At 46.4% G+C, this 18,011-nt stretch carries 16 protein-coding genes; 7 read left to right on the forward strand and 9 right to left on the reverse strand.

The window, feature by feature from the left end:
* Positions 1–15: 15 nt before the first annotated feature.
* The 3 genes from rpmJ to HMPREF3190_RS06720 all read right to left on the reverse strand — a co-directional run bounded on the left by rpmJ (position 16) and on the right by HMPREF3190_RS06720 (position 1,743).
* Positions 16–129: a 50S ribosomal protein L36 gene (gene rpmJ / locus HMPREF3190_RS06710; RefSeq protein ID WP_039689784.1), complete on the reverse strand. Its 114-nt coding sequence runs from the start codon at positions 127–129 to the stop codon at positions 16–18.
* Positions 130–307: 178 nt separating this feature from the next.
* Entirely contained in the window at positions 308–526 is a 219-nt protein-coding gene (gene infA, locus HMPREF3190_RS06715; RefSeq protein ID WP_066781575.1) for a translation initiation factor IF-1, read from the reverse strand.
* A gap of 245 nt (positions 527–771) precedes the next feature.
* Complete coding sequence (locus tag HMPREF3190_RS06720; RefSeq protein WP_066781577.1) at positions 772–1,743, reverse strand: L-lactate dehydrogenase; 972 nt, start codon at positions 1,741–1,743, stop codon at positions 772–774.
* Between the two features lie 506 nt (positions 1,744–2,249).
* Between HMPREF3190_RS06720 and dltA the strand changes: the two genes are divergently transcribed.
* From dltA to HMPREF3190_RS06755, 7 genes are all read left to right on the forward strand, one after another.
* The gene (gene dltA, locus HMPREF3190_RS06725; protein ID WP_066781579.1) at positions 2,250–4,253 is read left to right on the forward strand and encodes a D-alanine--poly(phosphoribitol) ligase subunit DltA; all 2,004 of its coding nucleotides are present in this window, start codon (positions 2,250–2,252) and stop codon (positions 4,251–4,253) included.
* Between the two features lie 24 nt (positions 4,254–4,277).
* Entirely contained in the window at positions 4,278–5,465 is a 1,188-nt protein-coding gene (dltB, locus tag HMPREF3190_RS06730; protein WP_066781583.1) for a D-alanyl-lipoteichoic acid biosynthesis protein DltB, read from the forward strand.
* Positions 5,462–5,716, forward strand: coding sequence for a D-alanine--poly(phosphoribitol) ligase subunit DltC (dltC, locus tag HMPREF3190_RS06735; protein WP_066781585.1), 255 nt, complete (start codon positions 5,462–5,464; stop codon positions 5,714–5,716). The genes dltB and dltC overlap by 4 nt, the downstream gene beginning before the upstream one ends.
* 3 nt (positions 5,717–5,719) lie before the next feature.
* Entirely contained in the window at positions 5,720–7,060 is a 1,341-nt protein-coding gene (gene dltD / locus HMPREF3190_RS06740; RefSeq protein WP_066781587.1) for a D-alanyl-lipoteichoic acid biosynthesis protein DltD, read from the forward strand.
* 169 nt (positions 7,061–7,229) lie between these two features.
* Positions 7,230–7,415 carry a hypothetical protein gene (locus tag HMPREF3190_RS06745; protein WP_066781589.1) on the forward strand — a complete coding sequence of 62 codons (186 nt, stop codon included), beginning with the start codon at positions 7,230–7,232 and terminating at the stop codon, positions 7,413–7,415.
* A 21-nt stretch (positions 7,416–7,436) separates the two neighbouring features.
* The gene (dltD, locus tag HMPREF3190_RS06750; protein WP_066781591.1) at positions 7,437–8,789 is read left to right on the forward strand and encodes a D-alanyl-lipoteichoic acid biosynthesis protein DltD; all 1,353 of its coding nucleotides are present in this window, start codon (positions 7,437–7,439) and stop codon (positions 8,787–8,789) included.
* Positions 8,790–8,824: 35 nt separating this feature from the next.
* Entirely contained in the window at positions 8,825–9,745 is a 921-nt protein-coding gene (locus tag HMPREF3190_RS06755) for a LysR family transcriptional regulator (protein ID WP_066781593.1), read from the forward strand.
* 147 nt (positions 9,746–9,892) lie between these two features.
* On the opposite strand, the gene alaS is transcribed toward HMPREF3190_RS06755, so the two are convergent.
* From alaS to HMPREF3190_RS06790, 6 genes are all read right to left on the reverse strand, one after another.
* Positions 9,893–12,544, reverse strand: a complete 2,652-nt coding sequence (gene alaS, locus HMPREF3190_RS06765; protein ID WP_066781596.1) for an alanine--tRNA ligase — start codon at positions 12,542–12,544, stop codon at positions 9,893–9,895.
* A gap of 301 nt (positions 12,545–12,845) precedes the next feature.
* The gene (locus HMPREF3190_RS06770; protein ID WP_066781598.1) at positions 12,846–14,354 is read right to left on the reverse strand and encodes an AI-2E family transporter; all 1,509 of its coding nucleotides are present in this window, start codon (positions 14,352–14,354) and stop codon (positions 12,846–12,848) included.
* Positions 14,355–14,362: 8 nt separating this feature from the next.
* Positions 14,363–15,058: a hypothetical protein gene (locus tag HMPREF3190_RS06775; RefSeq protein ID WP_066781604.1), complete on the reverse strand. Its 696-nt coding sequence runs from the start codon at positions 15,056–15,058 to the stop codon at positions 14,363–14,365.
* A gap of 81 nt (positions 15,059–15,139) precedes the next feature.
* On the reverse strand, positions 15,140–16,630 hold the full coding sequence (locus tag HMPREF3190_RS06780; protein WP_082715225.1) for a replication-associated recombination protein A: 1,491 nt from the start codon (positions 16,628–16,630) through the stop codon (positions 15,140–15,142).
* 280 nt (positions 16,631–16,910) lie between these two features.
* Positions 16,911–17,690, reverse strand: coding sequence for a mechanosensitive ion channel family protein (locus HMPREF3190_RS06785; protein WP_066781606.1), 780 nt, complete (start codon positions 17,688–17,690; stop codon positions 16,911–16,913).
* 71 nt (positions 17,691–17,761) lie between these two features.
* Positions 17,762–18,010 carry a 3-demethylubiquinone-9 3-methyltransferase gene (locus HMPREF3190_RS06790; RefSeq protein ID WP_066781609.1) on the reverse strand — a complete coding sequence of 83 codons (249 nt, stop codon included), beginning with the start codon at positions 18,008–18,010 and terminating at the stop codon, positions 17,762–17,764.
* Position 18,011 lies beyond the last annotated feature (1 nt).

Genomic DNA, 18,011 nt, shown 5'->3' on the forward strand with positions numbered 1-18,011 from the left:
ACTTATCTCCTCTTCCTAGCCTTGACGCTGTTTATGACGCGGATTTTCGCAGATCACAAAGATCTTGCCGTGACGACGCACGATTTTGCATTTATCGCACATCTTTTTGACCGAAGGGCGTACCTTCATGTTCTTTTCCTTTCGGCGTTCATACTTATTTCGTCTTACACTCACGGCCAGCCGCAGCCGAGATTTGAGCGCGCTTACAGGCGCAGGGTATATGGAATGAGCCGCAACGCATGTTCATCACGCATGCGCACAGCAACTACACTCATAGCAACATTCTAAAAACTATGAGATGTAGACCCTATTTAAAGCGATACGTAATACGGCCTCTGTTAAGATCGTAAACTGAAAGCTCAACAGTTACCTTATCACCCGGAAGAATTTTGATATAATGCAAGCGCATTTTTCCAGATATATGAGCTAAAATAGTGTGCCCATTTTCCAGTTCAACCCGAAACATTGCATTCGGCAGTGCCTCTTGCACGGTACCTTCGAGTTCAATAACATCTTGTTTCGTCAAAAGTGCTCCTCCGTACGCTTATAGTCAGTAAGCAGCACCGTATAATGTAACACAGGATGAAATGAAAACTAAGAACTTTTTCGAGCGGTATAAAATCTTCATCATCTGCACACGCTTAGCGCGGCGGCGTGGGCGCGAGTGCGGCAACGGGAACGGGTGCGGGCTCGGTGACGCGGGCACGAGAATGGGCTCGAGTACGGCATCGGGCTCGGTGACGCGGGGTCAGGAACGCGTGCACATGCGCGCTACGAAACCTGCGCAATCACATCCTTTAACGTTTGTGCTGATGCGCGCAATTTCGCCAATTCTTCTTCCGAAATAGGAGCAGGCAAATGTTCTTCAATGCCGTTTATGCCCATAACACTTACAATACTCAGCGCAACATCACTCAATCCATACTCACCATCGAGCATGGTTGAGACGGTCATAACTGCTTTCTCATCACGCATGATAGCTTCACACAAACGTCGAACTGACGCCGCGATGCCATAATAAGTAGCACCTTTCTTTTCGATAATAATACCTGCGCTTTTCCGTACGCGCTCTTCAATATCAGTCATCAACTGAGAAGGATTGTTGATGTTCTTATTTTTGAAGCATTCCATCAAAGGAATACCCGATACATTAGCCATGCTCCATACCGCAAATTCGCTATCGCCATGCTCACCGATAATACGCGCGTGCACATTGCGCGGATCGATATCCAAATACGAGCTTAAGATGCTTTTGAAGCGTGCACTGTCAAGAATAGTGCCCGTTCCAAATACCCGATGTGCTGGTAAACCTGTTTCACGTGCGGCAACATACGTAAGAATGTCAACCGGATTCGATACCAAAATAAGAATGCCATCAAAAGACGTTTGATTAATGTCGTGCAAAATACTGCGTAGAATAGCTACATTGCGTGCTACTAAATCTAAACGTGATTCACCAGGTTTTTGAGCACTACCTGCCGTAATAATACAGATGTCGGCAGTATTTAAATCGGCGTACGACCCAGCGTATACTTCCACAGGCCCATAAAACGGCGTGCCATGCGCAATATCAAGCGCTTCACCTTCCGCTTTGTTAGCGTGAGCATCAACAAGAGCTATTTCCGAGAACACACCGCTTTCCATAAGCGCAAACGCACAGGTAGAGCCAACAAAACCACAACCAATAACCACGGCTTTACGCGCTCGTTCAAATGTTTCTGGTTGCTTATTTACCACTGCCATACTAATCTCCTTTGCGCTGAACAGGTGTTCTTGCGCCTGCTGCTTGTTGCACGATACATATTTATGTAAGTATACCAAGAATCATAACACGCACATACAAGGATTTAAGCGTTACGCATCGAAGCAGAGGAGCTATGCGTTTGCTTTCTGGTGGGGTGTTTCCTGATGGGGTACTTAAGTTGTTTCCTCGTGGGGTGTTTCCTGGTGGGGTGCTTAGGTTGTTTCCTAGTGGGGTGTTTCCTGGTGGACCGTTTGGGGTGTTTCCTATTTGATTGCTTAAGCTCTCACGCGATACCTTATGTTTTGCTTAAGCTCTCACGTGAAAATAATGATTTTTTTCAGATGAAAGCATAAGAAATGCCGTAAAGTCGTATCCTATACAGTTGGTTTTGCACACGTGCCGAACCCGTTTTGGCGAGCAATTGTGTTACGCGTTAACGCATATTGATCAACAATGACCGAAATTTTACGTATCAAAACAAAGCCAAGGGGGGCTTGACACGTTTATGGATACTACTGTTCAAAGCGAAAAGTGCAGTTTATCGAATGAATTTCTGTATGCAGTAGCGCGCTATGCGCTTGAACAACCAACACGCATTGCCTATCGCATAGACAACTGGTCGTTTAGCTATGGCGAAATTTGGCGTCTTTCAAGCCGTATTAAATACGCTCTTGAACGGCAAAAAGGTATCGCAAGTCCTCATCAATATACAAGTGAAGAATATGAGAATCTCAACGTTGAGCCGTGGCTTATGCGTTTGGAAGAAAGCGATGGAGTTGGTTGCGGTGTTGGCGCTGGCCGCACTGGTGGCGCCGCTTTTGATGCCGCTTCTGGTACCGCTGAGCAGGCACAAGCGCGGGAATGCAGCCAGGACGCTGCGGAAGCGCCAAGCAACAACAAGCCTGCAAACTGCGGCAATGACCCTGCAAGTAGCGCAAATGCCGCCAGCGATGGCAGCAACACGCGCTCTCCCTACATCGTATATGGCCATAAATCACCGCTCATGATAGCCAGTTTTCTGGCATGTTTGCGCAGTGGCCATGCCTTTGTACCGGTAGATTCTGAACTGCCTGCATCGCGTGTACTTGACATTTACCAACAAATAGACAACTCACACGTTATTGCAACACTTCCCCTGCCAGAACAAATTACGCAACAACTGGGACGCAAGCATATATATAATGCACACGAGATGAGCGTGATTCTTGCTGATGATGTATGCAACAACGAAAACGGCAATGCGAGCGAAAGTACAGCAGACGCCGCAAACACCGCAAACGATGATGCCGCACATGCCAACACAAACACCAACACAAACGACACGTCTTCCCCGCAAAACGTCTCCCCTACCTGCAACAACTCCCTAGAAGCTCTTGTGAGGAAAGAAGGAGCACAATGGGTTCAAGGCGAAGACACGCAATACATTATTTTCACGTCTGGCTCTACTGGCAAGCCAAAAGGTATTGAAGTAAGCGCGCGCAATGTTGGAAATTTCATGCGCTGGATGCATACATTTCCTGCTGTAAGCGATGCAAACGCAGTATTTCTTGATCAGGCGCCCTACTCATTTGACTTATCGGAATACCAAGTAGTTGGTGCGCTTACAACAGGCGGTTGTTTATATGCCATCAGCTCGGAGGTAACGCATAACTACCAGCAGCTGTTCGCAGCACTGAAAAGCTCGCACATCAACGTGTGGATTTCTACACCATCGTTTGCTGATATGTGCCTCGTTGACCCTTCGTTTGACCATAACTTACTGCCCGATGTGCAGTTGTTCTTATTCTGTGGCGAAACGCTGCGTTGCAAAACTGCACGTCAATTGCTTGATCGCTTTCCCAATGTACGCGTTGCTAATACCTATGGACCAACAGAATCGACTGTTGCTGTTACCTATTGTGAAATTTCTCGCGCACAAGCAGATGCCAACACACCCCTTCCTGTTGGTTTTGCGCGTGAAGGAACTACTATTTACATTGTGTCGCACGATACAGGAAAACCTGTGTGCGCTGGCGTGGAGGGTGAAATTGTTATCGTAGGCGATACGGTTGCCAAAGGTTATTATCACAATCCTGAAAAAACACATGCAGCATTTAGCGCATGCTTACCACTTGATAAGCACACGCGTGCTTACCGCACTGGCGATAACGGACACCTTGATGAACAGGGATGTTTATATTTTGGCGGACGTATTGATAATCTCGTCAAAGTAAACGGATTTCGCATTGAACTGGGCGATATTGAACGTAACCTCGACGAATTGCCGCTTATTGCGCAATCTGCAGTTATTCCTGTAGTAAAAGATGAGCGCATCAAAAGCTTGCGAGCGTATGTTGTGCTTGATGGATCATATTCGTGCGAGAATAGTTTTACTACCGTTAAAGAAATAAAACGGCTTCTTGGGGAGAAAATTCCTCCTTATATGATTCCTCATTCGTTTAAAATTCTTAATGAAATGCCTTTAACTGCTAATGCTAAAATTGATAGAAAAGCGCTTAAAGCGTTATAGAGAGCAAAGGATTAGAAACGAACGATGTCTTTTTACGACGATCCCATTTTCTTCCCTCTAAGCTTAGGGGTAGCGCTGATAGCAGGAATTATTGGAGCATTTGAAAAGCCTATCAGGCCGTTTGGCTGTTTTGCAACACTGGTGTTTATGGTGTTGCTCTTTTATAAAACTCCTATTCAAGCTGCTTCTATTGTATTTTTCCTTGTTTTAAGCACCATCGCAAGTTTCTGGTTGCTACGAAAAAGCACGTCAAAGCTGCGTTTTGTAATAGCGCTTATCGCAACGCTTGCACCTCTTGTTGTGTTTAAAATTACCGAAACAACGCATCTGAATTTACTTGGGTTTATTGGTATTTCATACCTTACATTCAAAGCAGTACAAACCGTTATTGAAATTCACGATGGCTTAATTAAGCAGATGAGCCTTGTTGACTACCTGTACTTTTTGCTTTTCTTCCCCACTATTATATCGGGACCTATTGACCGTTCAAGGCGTTTTTACGACGACTTACACACTACCTTGTCGCGCCACGACTACGGACTGCTGTTTTGCAAAGGCTTGCTACTGTTTGGTGCAGGATTTATCTATAAAGAAGTATTTGGCACCTTTGCACACTCGTTTGCAACAATTGGGCCGCTGCCAAACGATATTGTAAGTCAAGCAGAATGGCTCTATAACATTGCAGCCCAAATTAAAGATGCATGGGCATACAGCTTTTATTTGTTCTTCGATTTCGCAGGATATTCGCTGATGGCTATGGGTTTAAGTTATTGTTTTGGCGTTAAAACACCCCGCAACTTCAAAGCGCCTTTTGCAGCACTGAACATTAAAGACTTCTGGAACCGCTGGCATATCACGCTTTCATTTTGGCTGCGCGACTTTGTTTTCATGCGCTTTGTGCGTTTTTCCCTGAAGCATAAATGGTTTAACAAAAACCGTCTTGCCATTTCAGAAACAGGATATATCCTTAACATGACGCTTATGGGCATGTGGCACGGACTTAGCGTAAGCTACATTGCCTACGGCGTATATCATGGCGTTTTACTTGCTATAACAGAGCTTTGGCAACGCACTACTTTTCATAAGAAACATAAAAACGCTTGGTGGTATAAATTTATTACCTGGGGATTTACTATTAACCTTGTTGTATTTGGATTTGCGCTGTTTTCCGACCAAATTGCGCAAGTAATGAAAGGATTGTTGAAGCTATGAGCGCCTATACCCATGAAGAAGTAGAAGCAAAACTCCTTGATATGCTTGAAGAAGTATGCGACAGCGACGAAGTGCGCACGCATCGCGATGAAGATTTGTTTGAGCTGGGTCTTCTTGATTCGATGGCCGCTGTTGAACTGCTTGTTGATATTGAAGATACCTTTGGCGTGTCAATAGCGCCAACTGAAGTAGAACGTGAAGAGATGAACACCGTAAACTTGATTATTCACCAAGTAGAAATTAGGTTATAGCGCATGAACGATGCCACCTCTTCGGCTCAGCAACATACTTTGCGCCCTTGGACACTCGGACGCGGAATAATTCTTGGCCTGATCGCTTTAGCGATATGTATACTTGCCATTCCTTCGCTATTGCCGCGCCTGGACGACAACGACCCAAACCTCATTTACAACTACCTGTACTCGCAGGAAAAGTCGCGCTCGGTAGACATGACGCGCGCTACTGAGGAGCCTGACAGCTACCTTACATTTGGAACATCAGAGTTTTTCTTTAAGAAAGATGCTACGCTCAGTGTACCTGCGTGCATGTTTGGAGAACACAACTGCGGCATCGACTTGAATTTGATAGGCGTTGCAAACGATCAATCACTCAATCAAGGTGTTGCCATGGGCGCATTTCGCCGTGCTTCGCTTCACGATAAAGCAATTTTTATTGTCTCGCCGCAATGGTTTTTCCGCAAAAATGGCGGGCAAGATGGCATGGCAAATCAGTTTTCTTTTATGCTCTACCGCGACTTTTTGAAAAATAAGCGCATTTCAGATGCTTCGCGCGCCTACTTAAAAGAACGCTTAAGCGAGTTTTCAAAAATTATTAGCCCGCAGATGATTAACGCTGCAAACCCTGCTACTCCCCTTGATGCCGTAAATGGCTTGCTTATGACCTATCGCGAGCAACTTGCACTGCGCTTCAACAAGCCACGCATTGTAGCAGGTGCTATTGAGCGTACCGATGAGAAGAAAAGCACACAAGCTCCTTATGAACCAAACTGGAATGCCGCTATTGAAAACGGCATACAGGAAGGTGATGCTCAAGCAACAACCAATCCGTTTGGTATTGAGGATCGAGCTTATGCTGATCATAAAGATGATACAGCTGAACTGCTCCAAACGTTCAAGAACGCCGATAAAGAATACAGCGACTTTACGTGGGCTTTAAATGTTGCGAAAGAATCAGGTTACGAATTGTTGGTAGTTATCTTGCCTGTTAAAGGAACGTGGTACGATTACCAAGGCGTAAAGCAAAGCGATAGACTTGATTACTACCAAAAAATACGTAGTATATGCGATAAGGCGCGTATTTCATATGCCGATTTTTCAAGCTTTGAGTACGAAAAGTATTTTTTGCTTGATACGTATCATCCTGGATGGACAGGTTGGGTGCGCATTAATAATGCAATTTACGATTTTATACACGATACACCCGATGCGTACCTAGGCGGATATAAATATGGAACTGCTGCTGGTGCAGCCGCGTTAAATGATAAAGGTATACAGCGCATGAAGCGTGATGAAGCGGAAGCAAAAACGCTTACCGCACGCAATCCGCTGCTGAGCGAAACTGCCAACTTGCCGTAAGACGCAGGATGTTAAGGGCAGGTTCATAAGGTCTGGTTCGCGAATTGCGGAGGACACGTTCTTGTGAACACGTTCGCTGATTTCATGGGTTGCGTTCTTATGGGCAATTTCATAAGAGCAGCTTTGCATCATGTACGTATCGACCCTTATACATGTGAAAGGACACGTTATGGCACATAAGGTAACATTCTTAAACCGTGTAAGCGGCAGCGTAGCCAGCTTTTTCCTGCGTCATCAGCTGTTATTGTCGCTTGTATGCGCTGTTGGTGTATTTGTTCTGGGCTTATTTACCTACTGGTTTATTGTATTTTCAGGATTTTTTGTATCTGTGCAAACCATCTATGCAGGATTTTAGCCGAAAGCGTATCTTATATATATGAACACGCACGATCACATAGAACTCAACACTCCTTCTACAGGTGCACAGCACGATGCTAAAAGTGCAACTAACACCATCCATACTGCTCCGCCACAATTAAAAGCACGCTATCTTCTTGTAGGAATTTTTTCTGGCTTGATTGCACTTGCGCTTGTTATTATCAATATGCCGCTTATCCTTTCTTTTACGTACGCGCACTCTGACAACCGCATTTACAGTTACATATACTCGCAGCAAAAATCGCGCAGTGTTGCCATAAACAAAGCAACGCAAGAAGCAAACTCGTATCTTGCGTTTGGATCGTCGGAGTTTTTTATACATGACAACCAAACACCCGATGCTCCCGATGGATTTTATGGCAAGCATAATCGTGGATTTGACCTCAACTTAATAGGAATCGCTAACGATCAGTGTCTTTCGCAAGGTATTGCAATGGGTGCATATCAGCCAGCGTCACAACACCGTAAAATTTTCTTTTTTCTATCGCCACAATGGTTCTTCAAATATAACGGTGGACAAGCAGCGATGGGAAAACAGCTGTCATTTTCGTTGTATAAACAATTTGTGCATAACCCAAACATCTCCCAAGAATCTAAAGACTACGTGCGCAAACGCCTGCAGCAGCTTAAAAAAACAGTTTCACCTAAATTCATTAGTGCAGCTAATGGTGATACCCCTATCGACACACTCAACGGCATCTTGATGGAATACGAAGAGCAAATGAAAATTCTTTTTGATTGGAGTACCATCGCTCAAAAAGCGCTTGTTCGCACACCTGAAAAACAGTCTGGTTCACCTATTGAAGTGCCACAATGGGCTGAACGTATGAAGCAAGCTGTGAAACGTGGTGATGCAGATGGTGGGGCAAATCGCTTTGGCTTTCGCAATGCTGTTGCCGATAAAATTGAAGCTAATCGAGCATGGCAAGATCAAACTCTTAACGAAGCTGCACGTGAAGAGGCAGATTTCCAGCACACGCTGCGCATTGCACGTGAATGCGGCTATGAACCACTTGTTATTTTTATTCCCTTTAAGGGCGTATGGTGTGACGAGTTGAACATTCCAAAAGATCAGCGCACCTACTTATACGAAAAGCTCAAGCAGTTATGCGACCTTGAACAAGTGTCGTATGCCGACTTTTCGAGTTTTGAATACGAGAAATACTTCATTCTTGACTCAGCGCATCCAGGATGGACAGGTTGGGTGCGCATTAACAACGCTATTTGGGATTTTATTCATGATACGAAAGATGAATACCTAGGTGGATATAAGTATGGCGAAGCAAAAGGAGCAGCTGCTATTGATGATGCAGGTACCCAGCGTATGAAACAAGATGGTGTGCTGCGCTAACAAACTGTGCGAGTGGTTTCTAGAAAGGAGCATACGTGACACTTCAACAACTACGCTATCTTATTGCAATAGCTGAATTTGGCTCAATTAATGCCGCAGCTCAGAACTTGTATATCTCACAATCCAACCTATCAACTGCTATTAAAGATCTCGAACAAGAACTGGGAATTACCATTTTTACGCGCTCGAACCGCGGTGTGAGCCCCACGAACGATGGAACTGAACTGCTGGGATATGCACGTCAGGTAATTGAACAGGCAGACATGCTGGAATCGCGCTATGCACGCGGTCATGAGCCTCACATGCGTCTTTCCATTTCAACGCAGCACTACTATTTCTCACTCCAGGCATTTGTCAACGTGACTGAACAATGTGCCAGCGAACAGTACGATTTTATTTTACGCGAATGCGCAACAGGAAAAATAATCGATGATGTGCGCACCTTTAGAAGCGATATCGGTGTGTTGTACCTTGATGATTTTAATGCGCGCGTGCTTGAAAAGGCGTTTGATGATGCGGAAGTAAGCTTTAAGCCGCTCTTTCGCGCGTGGGCGCATGTATTTGTTGGTGAACATCATCCCCTGGCACACAAGAAAACTATCAGCTTTGATGATTTGCGCGATTATCCTCGGTATTCGTTTGAGCAGGGCAACGAAAATTCGTTCTACTATTCAGAAGAGCCTTTTGGCTACATGCCACATGCGCGCAATATTCGCTATTCCGATCGTGGAACACTTACTAATTTGTTGCTTCAATTTAATGGATATACTATTTCAACAGGTGTTTTATCGACAGAAATGTACAAGGGCATCGTTGCGATACCGCTTGCAGAAAAGCACAAAATGACTATCGGCTACATTATGCACAAAAAGCGCAAAATGAACGAGTTGCTCGAAGGCTATATCGACGAACTTCACAACGTAATTGCTAAAAATGACCAAGTAAACGGCCTATAAGCGCTGCGTACCGTACGTGTTTTGCTGTGCTGGCCGCGTTAGCTGTTTTGACTGCGGGTGGCACGTGTGGGAACGTAACCAGAAACGAGAACGGCGCGCGTACAAGAACAGGCGCGCGTGTAAGCACACCTGTTCCTGCTATGCGTATTATGCGTGGCGACATCCAAGCACTTCGCGAGCAGCATCAAAGGCAGCATCGATACCGTTTACGTTGCTACCTCCCGCTTGTGCCATGTTTTTCTTACCGCCACCGCCACCTTGAACGTGAACCGCAATCGCGCGGATAAGCGCACCAGCGTCAAACCCAGCGTCAACAGCTTCATCACTCGCAGCTGCAAGCAACGTTACTTTTCCATTATTCGTGCCTGCTAGCAGAACAGCACCTGGAGTTTTCATTTTCTGTCGAAGCATATCCCAACTAGTACGAAGCGCGCCCGCATCGGCATCGCTACACGTTCCAAAAATCACAGGATACCCTGCAGCACTTATCTCTTGATTATCCAGCAATGAATCGGCGCTTTTAGCTTGAGCCTGCGCTTTAAGAGTTTTAAGTGTTGTTTGCGCTTCTTTTACTTCAGCTAACAGCTGGTTAAGCTTTTCTGTAAGCGCAAGAGGTTGACATTTAAGCATTGCTGCAGCATCATCGAGCACTGCAATATGCTGCGCTGCATAGTTAAACGCATCAAAGCTGGTGAGCGCCTCAACACGTCGCACGTTTGCACCAACACTGCTTTGTGAAATGAGTTTCATGTAGTTTACGTCACTCGTGTTGTTACAGTGACAACCACCGCACAGTTCTTTAGAAAATTCACCTGCCGAAACTACGCGAACTTTTTCACCGTACTTCTCTCCAAACAGCGCCATTGCTCCACTTTTACGCGCCTCTTCAAGGCTTGTTTCACAAACCGTTAAGGGAATTGCCTGGCCTATAACGTCATTAACGCGCGCTTCAACCTGAAGCATTTCTTCTTTGGTTAGCGCTTGGAAATGCGTGAAATCGAAACGTAACCTATCGGGGCCAACATAGCTCCCTGCTTGGTTCACATGCTCGCCGAGCACTTCACGCAAAGCAGCATGAAGCAAATGCGTTGCCGTATGATTGCGCGCAATACGTTTGCGGCGCAGCCCATCTACCTGAGCTTGAATAATGTCCTGTGCTCGAAAAGCGCCACGCTCAACGGTAACGCTATGGCAGATGAGGCCCTTTTCCGGAGCTTGTGTATCAGTTACGCGCGCAAGAGATGCTGCTGTACTCAGCGTACCTGTATCTCCCACTTCGCCGCCCATTTCCGCATAAAACGGCGTAACGTCAAGCACCACTTCGCCCTGTTCGCCTTCTGAAAGTACGTCAACGATAGCGCCGTCCTTGATGAGCGCCACAATACGTGCTTGCGCTTCAAGCTGTTCATGACCAACAAACTGCGACGCGCCCACTCGCTTAAGCAGCTCAGCATGAACGCCACCATAGGTAGACCATGCTGCTTCAGCGTCTTTCGTATTTGCTTCACGTGCACGCGTGCGCTGCTGCTCCATACAGGCTTTAAATTCCTGCTCGTCAACACGCACACCCGCTTCAGCAGCTATTTCACGTGTAAGCTCAAAGGGGAATCCATACGTATCGTGCAAGGTAAACGCAATCTCACCTGGAAGAACGCCATCATCTACCTGCGAAGTAAGCGCTTCTTGCAAATAATGCTGGCCTTGGCGCAAGGTGGTGCCAAAACGCTGCTCTTCTGAGAGCATCACGCGCTCCACAAGCTCGCGATTATCAACAATCTCAGGATACACATCACCCATGAGCTCGACTATTTTTGCAACGTAATTGCTTAAGAACGGCCCTTGAATTCCCAGCTTGTGGCCATGCAAAACCGCACGGCGCAGCAAGCGGCGCAACACGTATCCGCGACCTTCGTTCGATGGAAGAATGCCATCAGCAATCATAAAGGAAACACTGCGGCTGTGATCAGCAATAATACGAAGCGACAAATCAACTGCAGGTGCGCTATGATACGCTTTTCCGCTTAAGGTTTCGCCAACTCGCACCAAATCGCGCATAACATCGGTATCGTAGTTCGACTGAACACCTTGCATAATGGCTGCCATGCGCTCAAGCCCCATACCAGTATCGATATTTTTTGTTGGAAGGGGCGCAAGCGTGCCATCTTCCTGGCCGTCAAATTGCGTAAACACGCAGTTCCAGAACTCAAGGTAGCGATCACAGTCGCAGCCCACTTTGCAATCGGGCTTGCCGCATGAAAAGCTGGGGCCCTGGTCGTAATAAATTTCCGAACACGGACCACACGGACCAGTAGGTCCTGCACGCCAGAAGTTATCTTCCTCACCCAGGCGCGAAATATGATCGTCAGGCACGCCAAGCGATTTCCAAATTTCGATGGTTTCGTCATCGTCAAGGTACACGGTGAAGTACAGTTTTTCTTTTGGAAGTTTAAGCACTTCAGTTGAAAATTCATATGCCCACGTGCACATCTCTTTTTTGAAATAACGACCAAAACTAAAATTTCCAAGCATTTCAAAGAAGCTTAAATGCCTGCCTGTTGTACCAATAATATCGATGTCGTTCGTGCGTACGCACTTTTGCGACGTCGTAGCGCCAATATAGGCAGGATCAAATTCTTTTACATGCAAAAAATAGGGCTTGAATTGCACCATTCCTGCGCTTGTAAGCAGCAATGAAGGGTCGTCAGGGATAAGTGAGCTTGACGGCAAGCGCTTGCAGCCCTTAGATTCAAAAAATGAAAGGTATTTTTCGCGGATTTCCGCAGTTGTCATGTACTTCACGAGAGCACCTATTTCTCTTTGTTCGTATGTAATTAGCTATATTACGTTTTGTTGAAGCATTTTGAAAGACAAGAAGCGCAAGTTTCGGCATTTCTCTAGAATTCAGCGTAGTTGCTGGCATGTGGTGCTTTACTGGAACGTTTATGAACGCGTAGTGATGTTTGTGGTAAGGCGCAAAAAGAGTAATGTATATGCATGACATGAAGCTCTTATGAGGGCTTGCTCTATATAAACTCGTATATGAAGAAGTAGGATGTGATATGAGAAAGTGATGTTCATGGTAAGGCGCGGCTGATATAGGTTAGCGCAGTCCAAGAGCATCGTGTAAGGCAATATCCGCTGTCAGAAATTCCTTATCAGAGTGGGTGTCAGGGTCAGTATCAGCCTCTTTATCAGGTGCATTATAGCGGAATTTATCGCGGGGTTGATCAGATTCTTTAGTAGGTGCTGTATCAGGATCTTTAGTGTGTTCAATTAAACGTGCAACCTTGCGATTAGTATCAGTATCCTTGCTATTTTCTCTTGTCGTTACCGGCTGGCAATTGCTATCAGATATATGGTTGTCGCTGGTTGTATTGTTGTCGCCCATAATAACTTTTGTTGAACCATCCTCGCATTCAGCATATTGTGCTTGAGAGTTATGAGTGTGTCTATGATGATTTTCCCCCTTGAAAAACACTCCATCATCAGCAACAATACGACGCTGGCAACGCAGCTCGAAATAGTACACAAACAGCGATTTTGCAACGGCAACCACAGGAATTGACAGAAGTGCTCCAATAAGCGAGCCAAGCAAGCCGCCTGCTGCCCCACCAAGAGCACTACCAGCTAATAACGCCGTAAACGTAAGAATAGGATGAATATTAACCGACTTACTCATAAGACGCGGAGAGATAAACGTGTACACCAGTTGCTGAATAACGATAGTTCCTACCAGCGCAAACAGCGCAGCAATCGGACTTACCATAACGCACGACAGCGCAGCTAAAATACCACCTGCCCACGGACCAACAATGGGGATAATGTTCAAAATTCCTGTGACAATACCAAGTGCTGCAGGGCTTTCCAAGTGCAAAATAAAGAACAGTACTGCTGATAGAACGCCAATAATAAGACACTGAATAGCAGTTCCAGCAATATATCCGCCCATAACGCGCGTGACCGATGCATGAAAAATTTTCAGATGGTGCGCATTTTTATCACCACACACGCGATACGCCTCGTGCCCCATGCGCGGCAGATCAACCAATACCCAAAAAGCAATAACAAGTGCAAATCCAATGGTGATGCCAATGTTCACAAGCGACGTTCCCGCAGCTAAAATGCTCGTTGCACTGGCACTTGCAATACTCGACGACACGCCGAACAGCGAGCTTGCCACCTGCCCTAACCACGCACGCAAAGTTTCGTCTTGGAGTAAATCGGCATATTGCACATACAACGCATTCAAAGCACTATTCACAGCTGTAATGTAGTCGGGCACGTTCTGCGTTAAGTTCCTGAACTGCGCACTTATGCCAAACAAAGGCGAAAAGAGCATGAAGCTTAACACGCCACCCACAAGAAACATCAGCAGATACGCAAGCGTTGTTCCAACAGCACGCGGCACGCCGTGGCGTTCAAAGAAATTAACAGGGCGGCGCAAAATAAAAACAATAACCATCGACCACAGTACTACACCAATAGGTATAGCAATGATATGTGCCAGCTTAACCAGCCCATATATAACAATTCCACAGCCGACCAAGGTCCATGCTGCCAGCATAATAGTATGGACAATATGTGAGGCGCGCTGTGGGTAAACTGCCATGAAAATACCTACTTCTTGCTACGCGGCGGATACGTGTAATAATTGCGCTCAGCAGGATCGAAACGTTCATCAGCGGGTATGCTGCCATCTACCAGACCGTCTGCGCTGGTTTCTTCATAACCGTATGCGGTGCTTGGGGCGGTTTGTTGTGCCGTACCATCCATCGTGCTGGGTGTGGCACTGGCCGCAGTTCCAGCTTCGGTATTCGCTACGCTACCACGTGAAGCGCCAGGTGCAGCAGCAGTACCGGCGCTATCGAGCATTTCAAGGCGCTTTTCGTGCAACTTACGCGCAGTATCGCTTGCGCTCGACTTGTTAATAACTCCCGTTACTTTTTTGGTAACGTGTTGTACAGCGCGCTGAGGAGCATTCGCCAGCGCATCAAGCGCGCTTACCGCATGCTGCGCGGTCGTGGTCATTTCAGCAACATTTTCTAAAATGCCATCAAGACGCATTACTTCCAAATTCAACGCATCAAGAGAAAGTGCAGCTCTATCGAGGATAGGTTCGCTTTTTACCACAAGAGGTTTGGCACTTGAAGTAAGTTCTGCCATATTTTGCAACGTTGGATCGAGCTGTTTTTTTGTGTCGATAATTGTTGAGCGCACCGTTTTAAGTGTACGAATAAGGTACACAAGCGCAACTAACAATACAATGCCCACCACAGCAAAAATTATTTGTAACACAATAGCAGGAATATCCATTGTGTGCACCTCCTTGAATTAGTCTTACTATAACATTATTGCAGCGTTTCGATGTTGAAATTCTGCACCTGCGCGTCACTTTTAACGCGTATCACGAGGAAGCGGTGAGGGTTTGGCGCGATGCGCTGCCTGCTCGTGAGAACACGGTGAGGGTGCGGGCGTTGGTGCGGGCTTCGCGCAATCTGCCGCCTGAGTTCGATGGCCCGCTGCTTGCGTGCGTTGACTCGCCACCTGAGCTCGATGAGCAGCCGCAATACCGTCCAGACGCTTGCACGCCTGCGCTTCCCAACCACGCTGCGAGGGCTTAAAAAAACTACCTTGTTCAATGCCCTGTGGTAAATAGCGCTGATCAACCCAACCATCTTCGTAATTATGCGGATAGTGATACTCACCGTAATCCTGCGCCCCCGGACGATGCCTATCACGCAAATAGCTAGGAACATACGCTTGTTTGCTGGAACGTACTGCAGCAAGTGCTGCATCGATTCCAGCTTCAGCTGCGTTGCTTTTAGGAGCAAGCGCAACGTAAAGTGCCGCTTGTGCTAAGTTGATGCGACATTCAGGATACCCAATCACTTCCGCAGCACGAAACGCAGCACTCGCAACGAGCAGTGCCTGCGGATCGGCGTTGCCAACATCTTCTGAGGCGGCAATCATAATGCGACGTGCAATAAAGCGCGGGTCTTCCCCACCATCAATCATGCGCGCAAGCCAATACAGTGCAGCATCAGGGTCGCTTCCGCGCATCGACTTAATAAACGCAGAAATAATATCGTAGTGTTCATCTTTATTTTTGTCATACGAAGGAAGCCGCACACCCGCTGACGCTTCAACATGCTGAAGCGTAATGGGCGTTTTTCCTGATTGATGAGATGTTTGTGCACTGCCAGATTGAACGCGTGCAAGTGTTGCTGCTTCATCGAGAATCGTAAGTGCAGCACGTGCATCGCCATGCGCAAACACAACAATACGATCGCGCGCTTCAGCGGTTAGTTCAAAAACGCCATTCAATCCTCGTTTGTAGGAACAAGCACGTTGCAGTAATTCATATATATCATCTTGAGATAACGCATGCATCGTTATAATATGCAAACGCGAACGGAGCGCAGTATTTACTTCAAAATACGGATTTTCAGTAGTAGCACCAATCAAGATGATAATTCCCTGTTCAACGGCAGGAAGCAGCGCATCTTGCTGCGCGCGCGAGAAACGATGAATCTCGTCGATGAACACAATAGTGCGAATACCTTGACGCAGCAGCGCTTCATCGGCGCGGGTGATAATTTTACGCAAATCGGCAACCGTGCCTCCAATGGCCGACAGAGCTTCAAACTGGGCGTGTGTCGTATGAGCAATAACGTGTGCAAGCGATGTTTTGCCCACTCCCGGAGGTCCATACAGCAACAGTGACGTAAGGGTATCGTGCTGAATTGCCTGATAAAGCCAGGTGCCTTCTGCGCATATATCCTGCTGACCCACAACTTCATTCAAGCTACGAGGGCGCATACGCCATGCAAGAGGTGCACAACGATCCCGTTTATCTTGGTTTATCTGCGAAAATAACGTTTCCATTGCTTGCTATCCTTACCGCTTGCCAAACAGCAAGCATGTGCAGCACCAATCAAGAAAATACTTACAAGTCAAGACTTTTCTTTTTACCTGTTTCATTTTACAGTAAAAGAAGTTCCACGCTTCGTCTTCATACGCGGTGGACCGATGACAAACTGTAAGGGATTTCAGTATTGTTGGTGAAATGGGAATTCGTATCTGTTGATACGAAAGCCAGGCAGCCAACCGCGAATTTACCCGCCTTTAGAAGGTGGGTTCACCCTTAAGACGAGCGTGGGGCTTCTTAGTGCTGAACAGCGTCAGCTAAAGCACGAACTACGCTATCGCGCGCCCGCAATGCCTCAAATTCATCTGCCATTTCGAACTGCACCAAGCCACGTGCTCCATATTCACTTAATTCCTTAAAAATACATACTGGTTTTTCGCGAACAGTACCCTCCTGTTGCGCCGCATCATAGGCACATTTTTCAAGATGAGTTGCCAGTTGCGATACCGACGTTGGCAATTTCGTAAGCACTAAAGGCACTTTAACAACGCTTGGGTTTATCACTTTTACCAATGTTGATGAGTTAATTTGAGCATTCGGAATGTAATAAAGCGTGCCATCAAGTGATTTTACAACGGTTTGTCGCCACGTAACATCTTGCACTTGTCCACACGACTCGCCTACCCGAATGTATTCTCCAGGCACCACCAAGCCAAGCACCGACACTTGAATTCCACCGATGACATTGGCGATCGTATCTTTTGCTCCCAGTGATAGAGCGATACCACCAACGCCTAATGCAGCAAACGCAGCAGATAAATCGAAACCAAAACACGATGACAAAATGGAGCACACACACCCAAACCACAGCACAACTTTAATAATAGCAACAAAAATAGAACTTGATGGAATAGGCACAGAATCGCGCGATAATAAGCGTGTGAGCAGCCGTGTTACAAAATATACCAGCACAATGCACAGTACAATTTGAATACACGCCCACACAATACGTGCTGCAATATCAGCTTCGTGGCTGTTCATAAACTGCATGAAAAACATGCTTGTAATGCCTATCATTTCACTTCCTAACACGCATAAATACAGTTCACTGCACGCCTTACTTAAGGCATTCAGCAAAAACAACACTCTTATTCAACGGTGCCATACATAAGCCCCCACGCATGTCCTGTAATCGACGCATTCAGCTGATTGCACAATTTCTGGCGCGTATAGCTACCTGGCGGCAACAATTTTACAATGTCGCATAAATTAGAGCACAAGTCGTACACTTCTGCCATAACCAGCACGTCCATGCGGCGCACGGTTTCGATACGTGGGTCGGCATACAGCGCATCAACAACTCGTTGCAGCGATCCAAATTCATCAGATTGAAGCATG

Source organism: Umbribacter vaginalis, assembly GCA_001552935.1.
Lineage (GTDB): Bacteria > Actinomycetota > Coriobacteriia > Coriobacteriales > Eggerthellaceae > Berryella > Berryella vaginalis.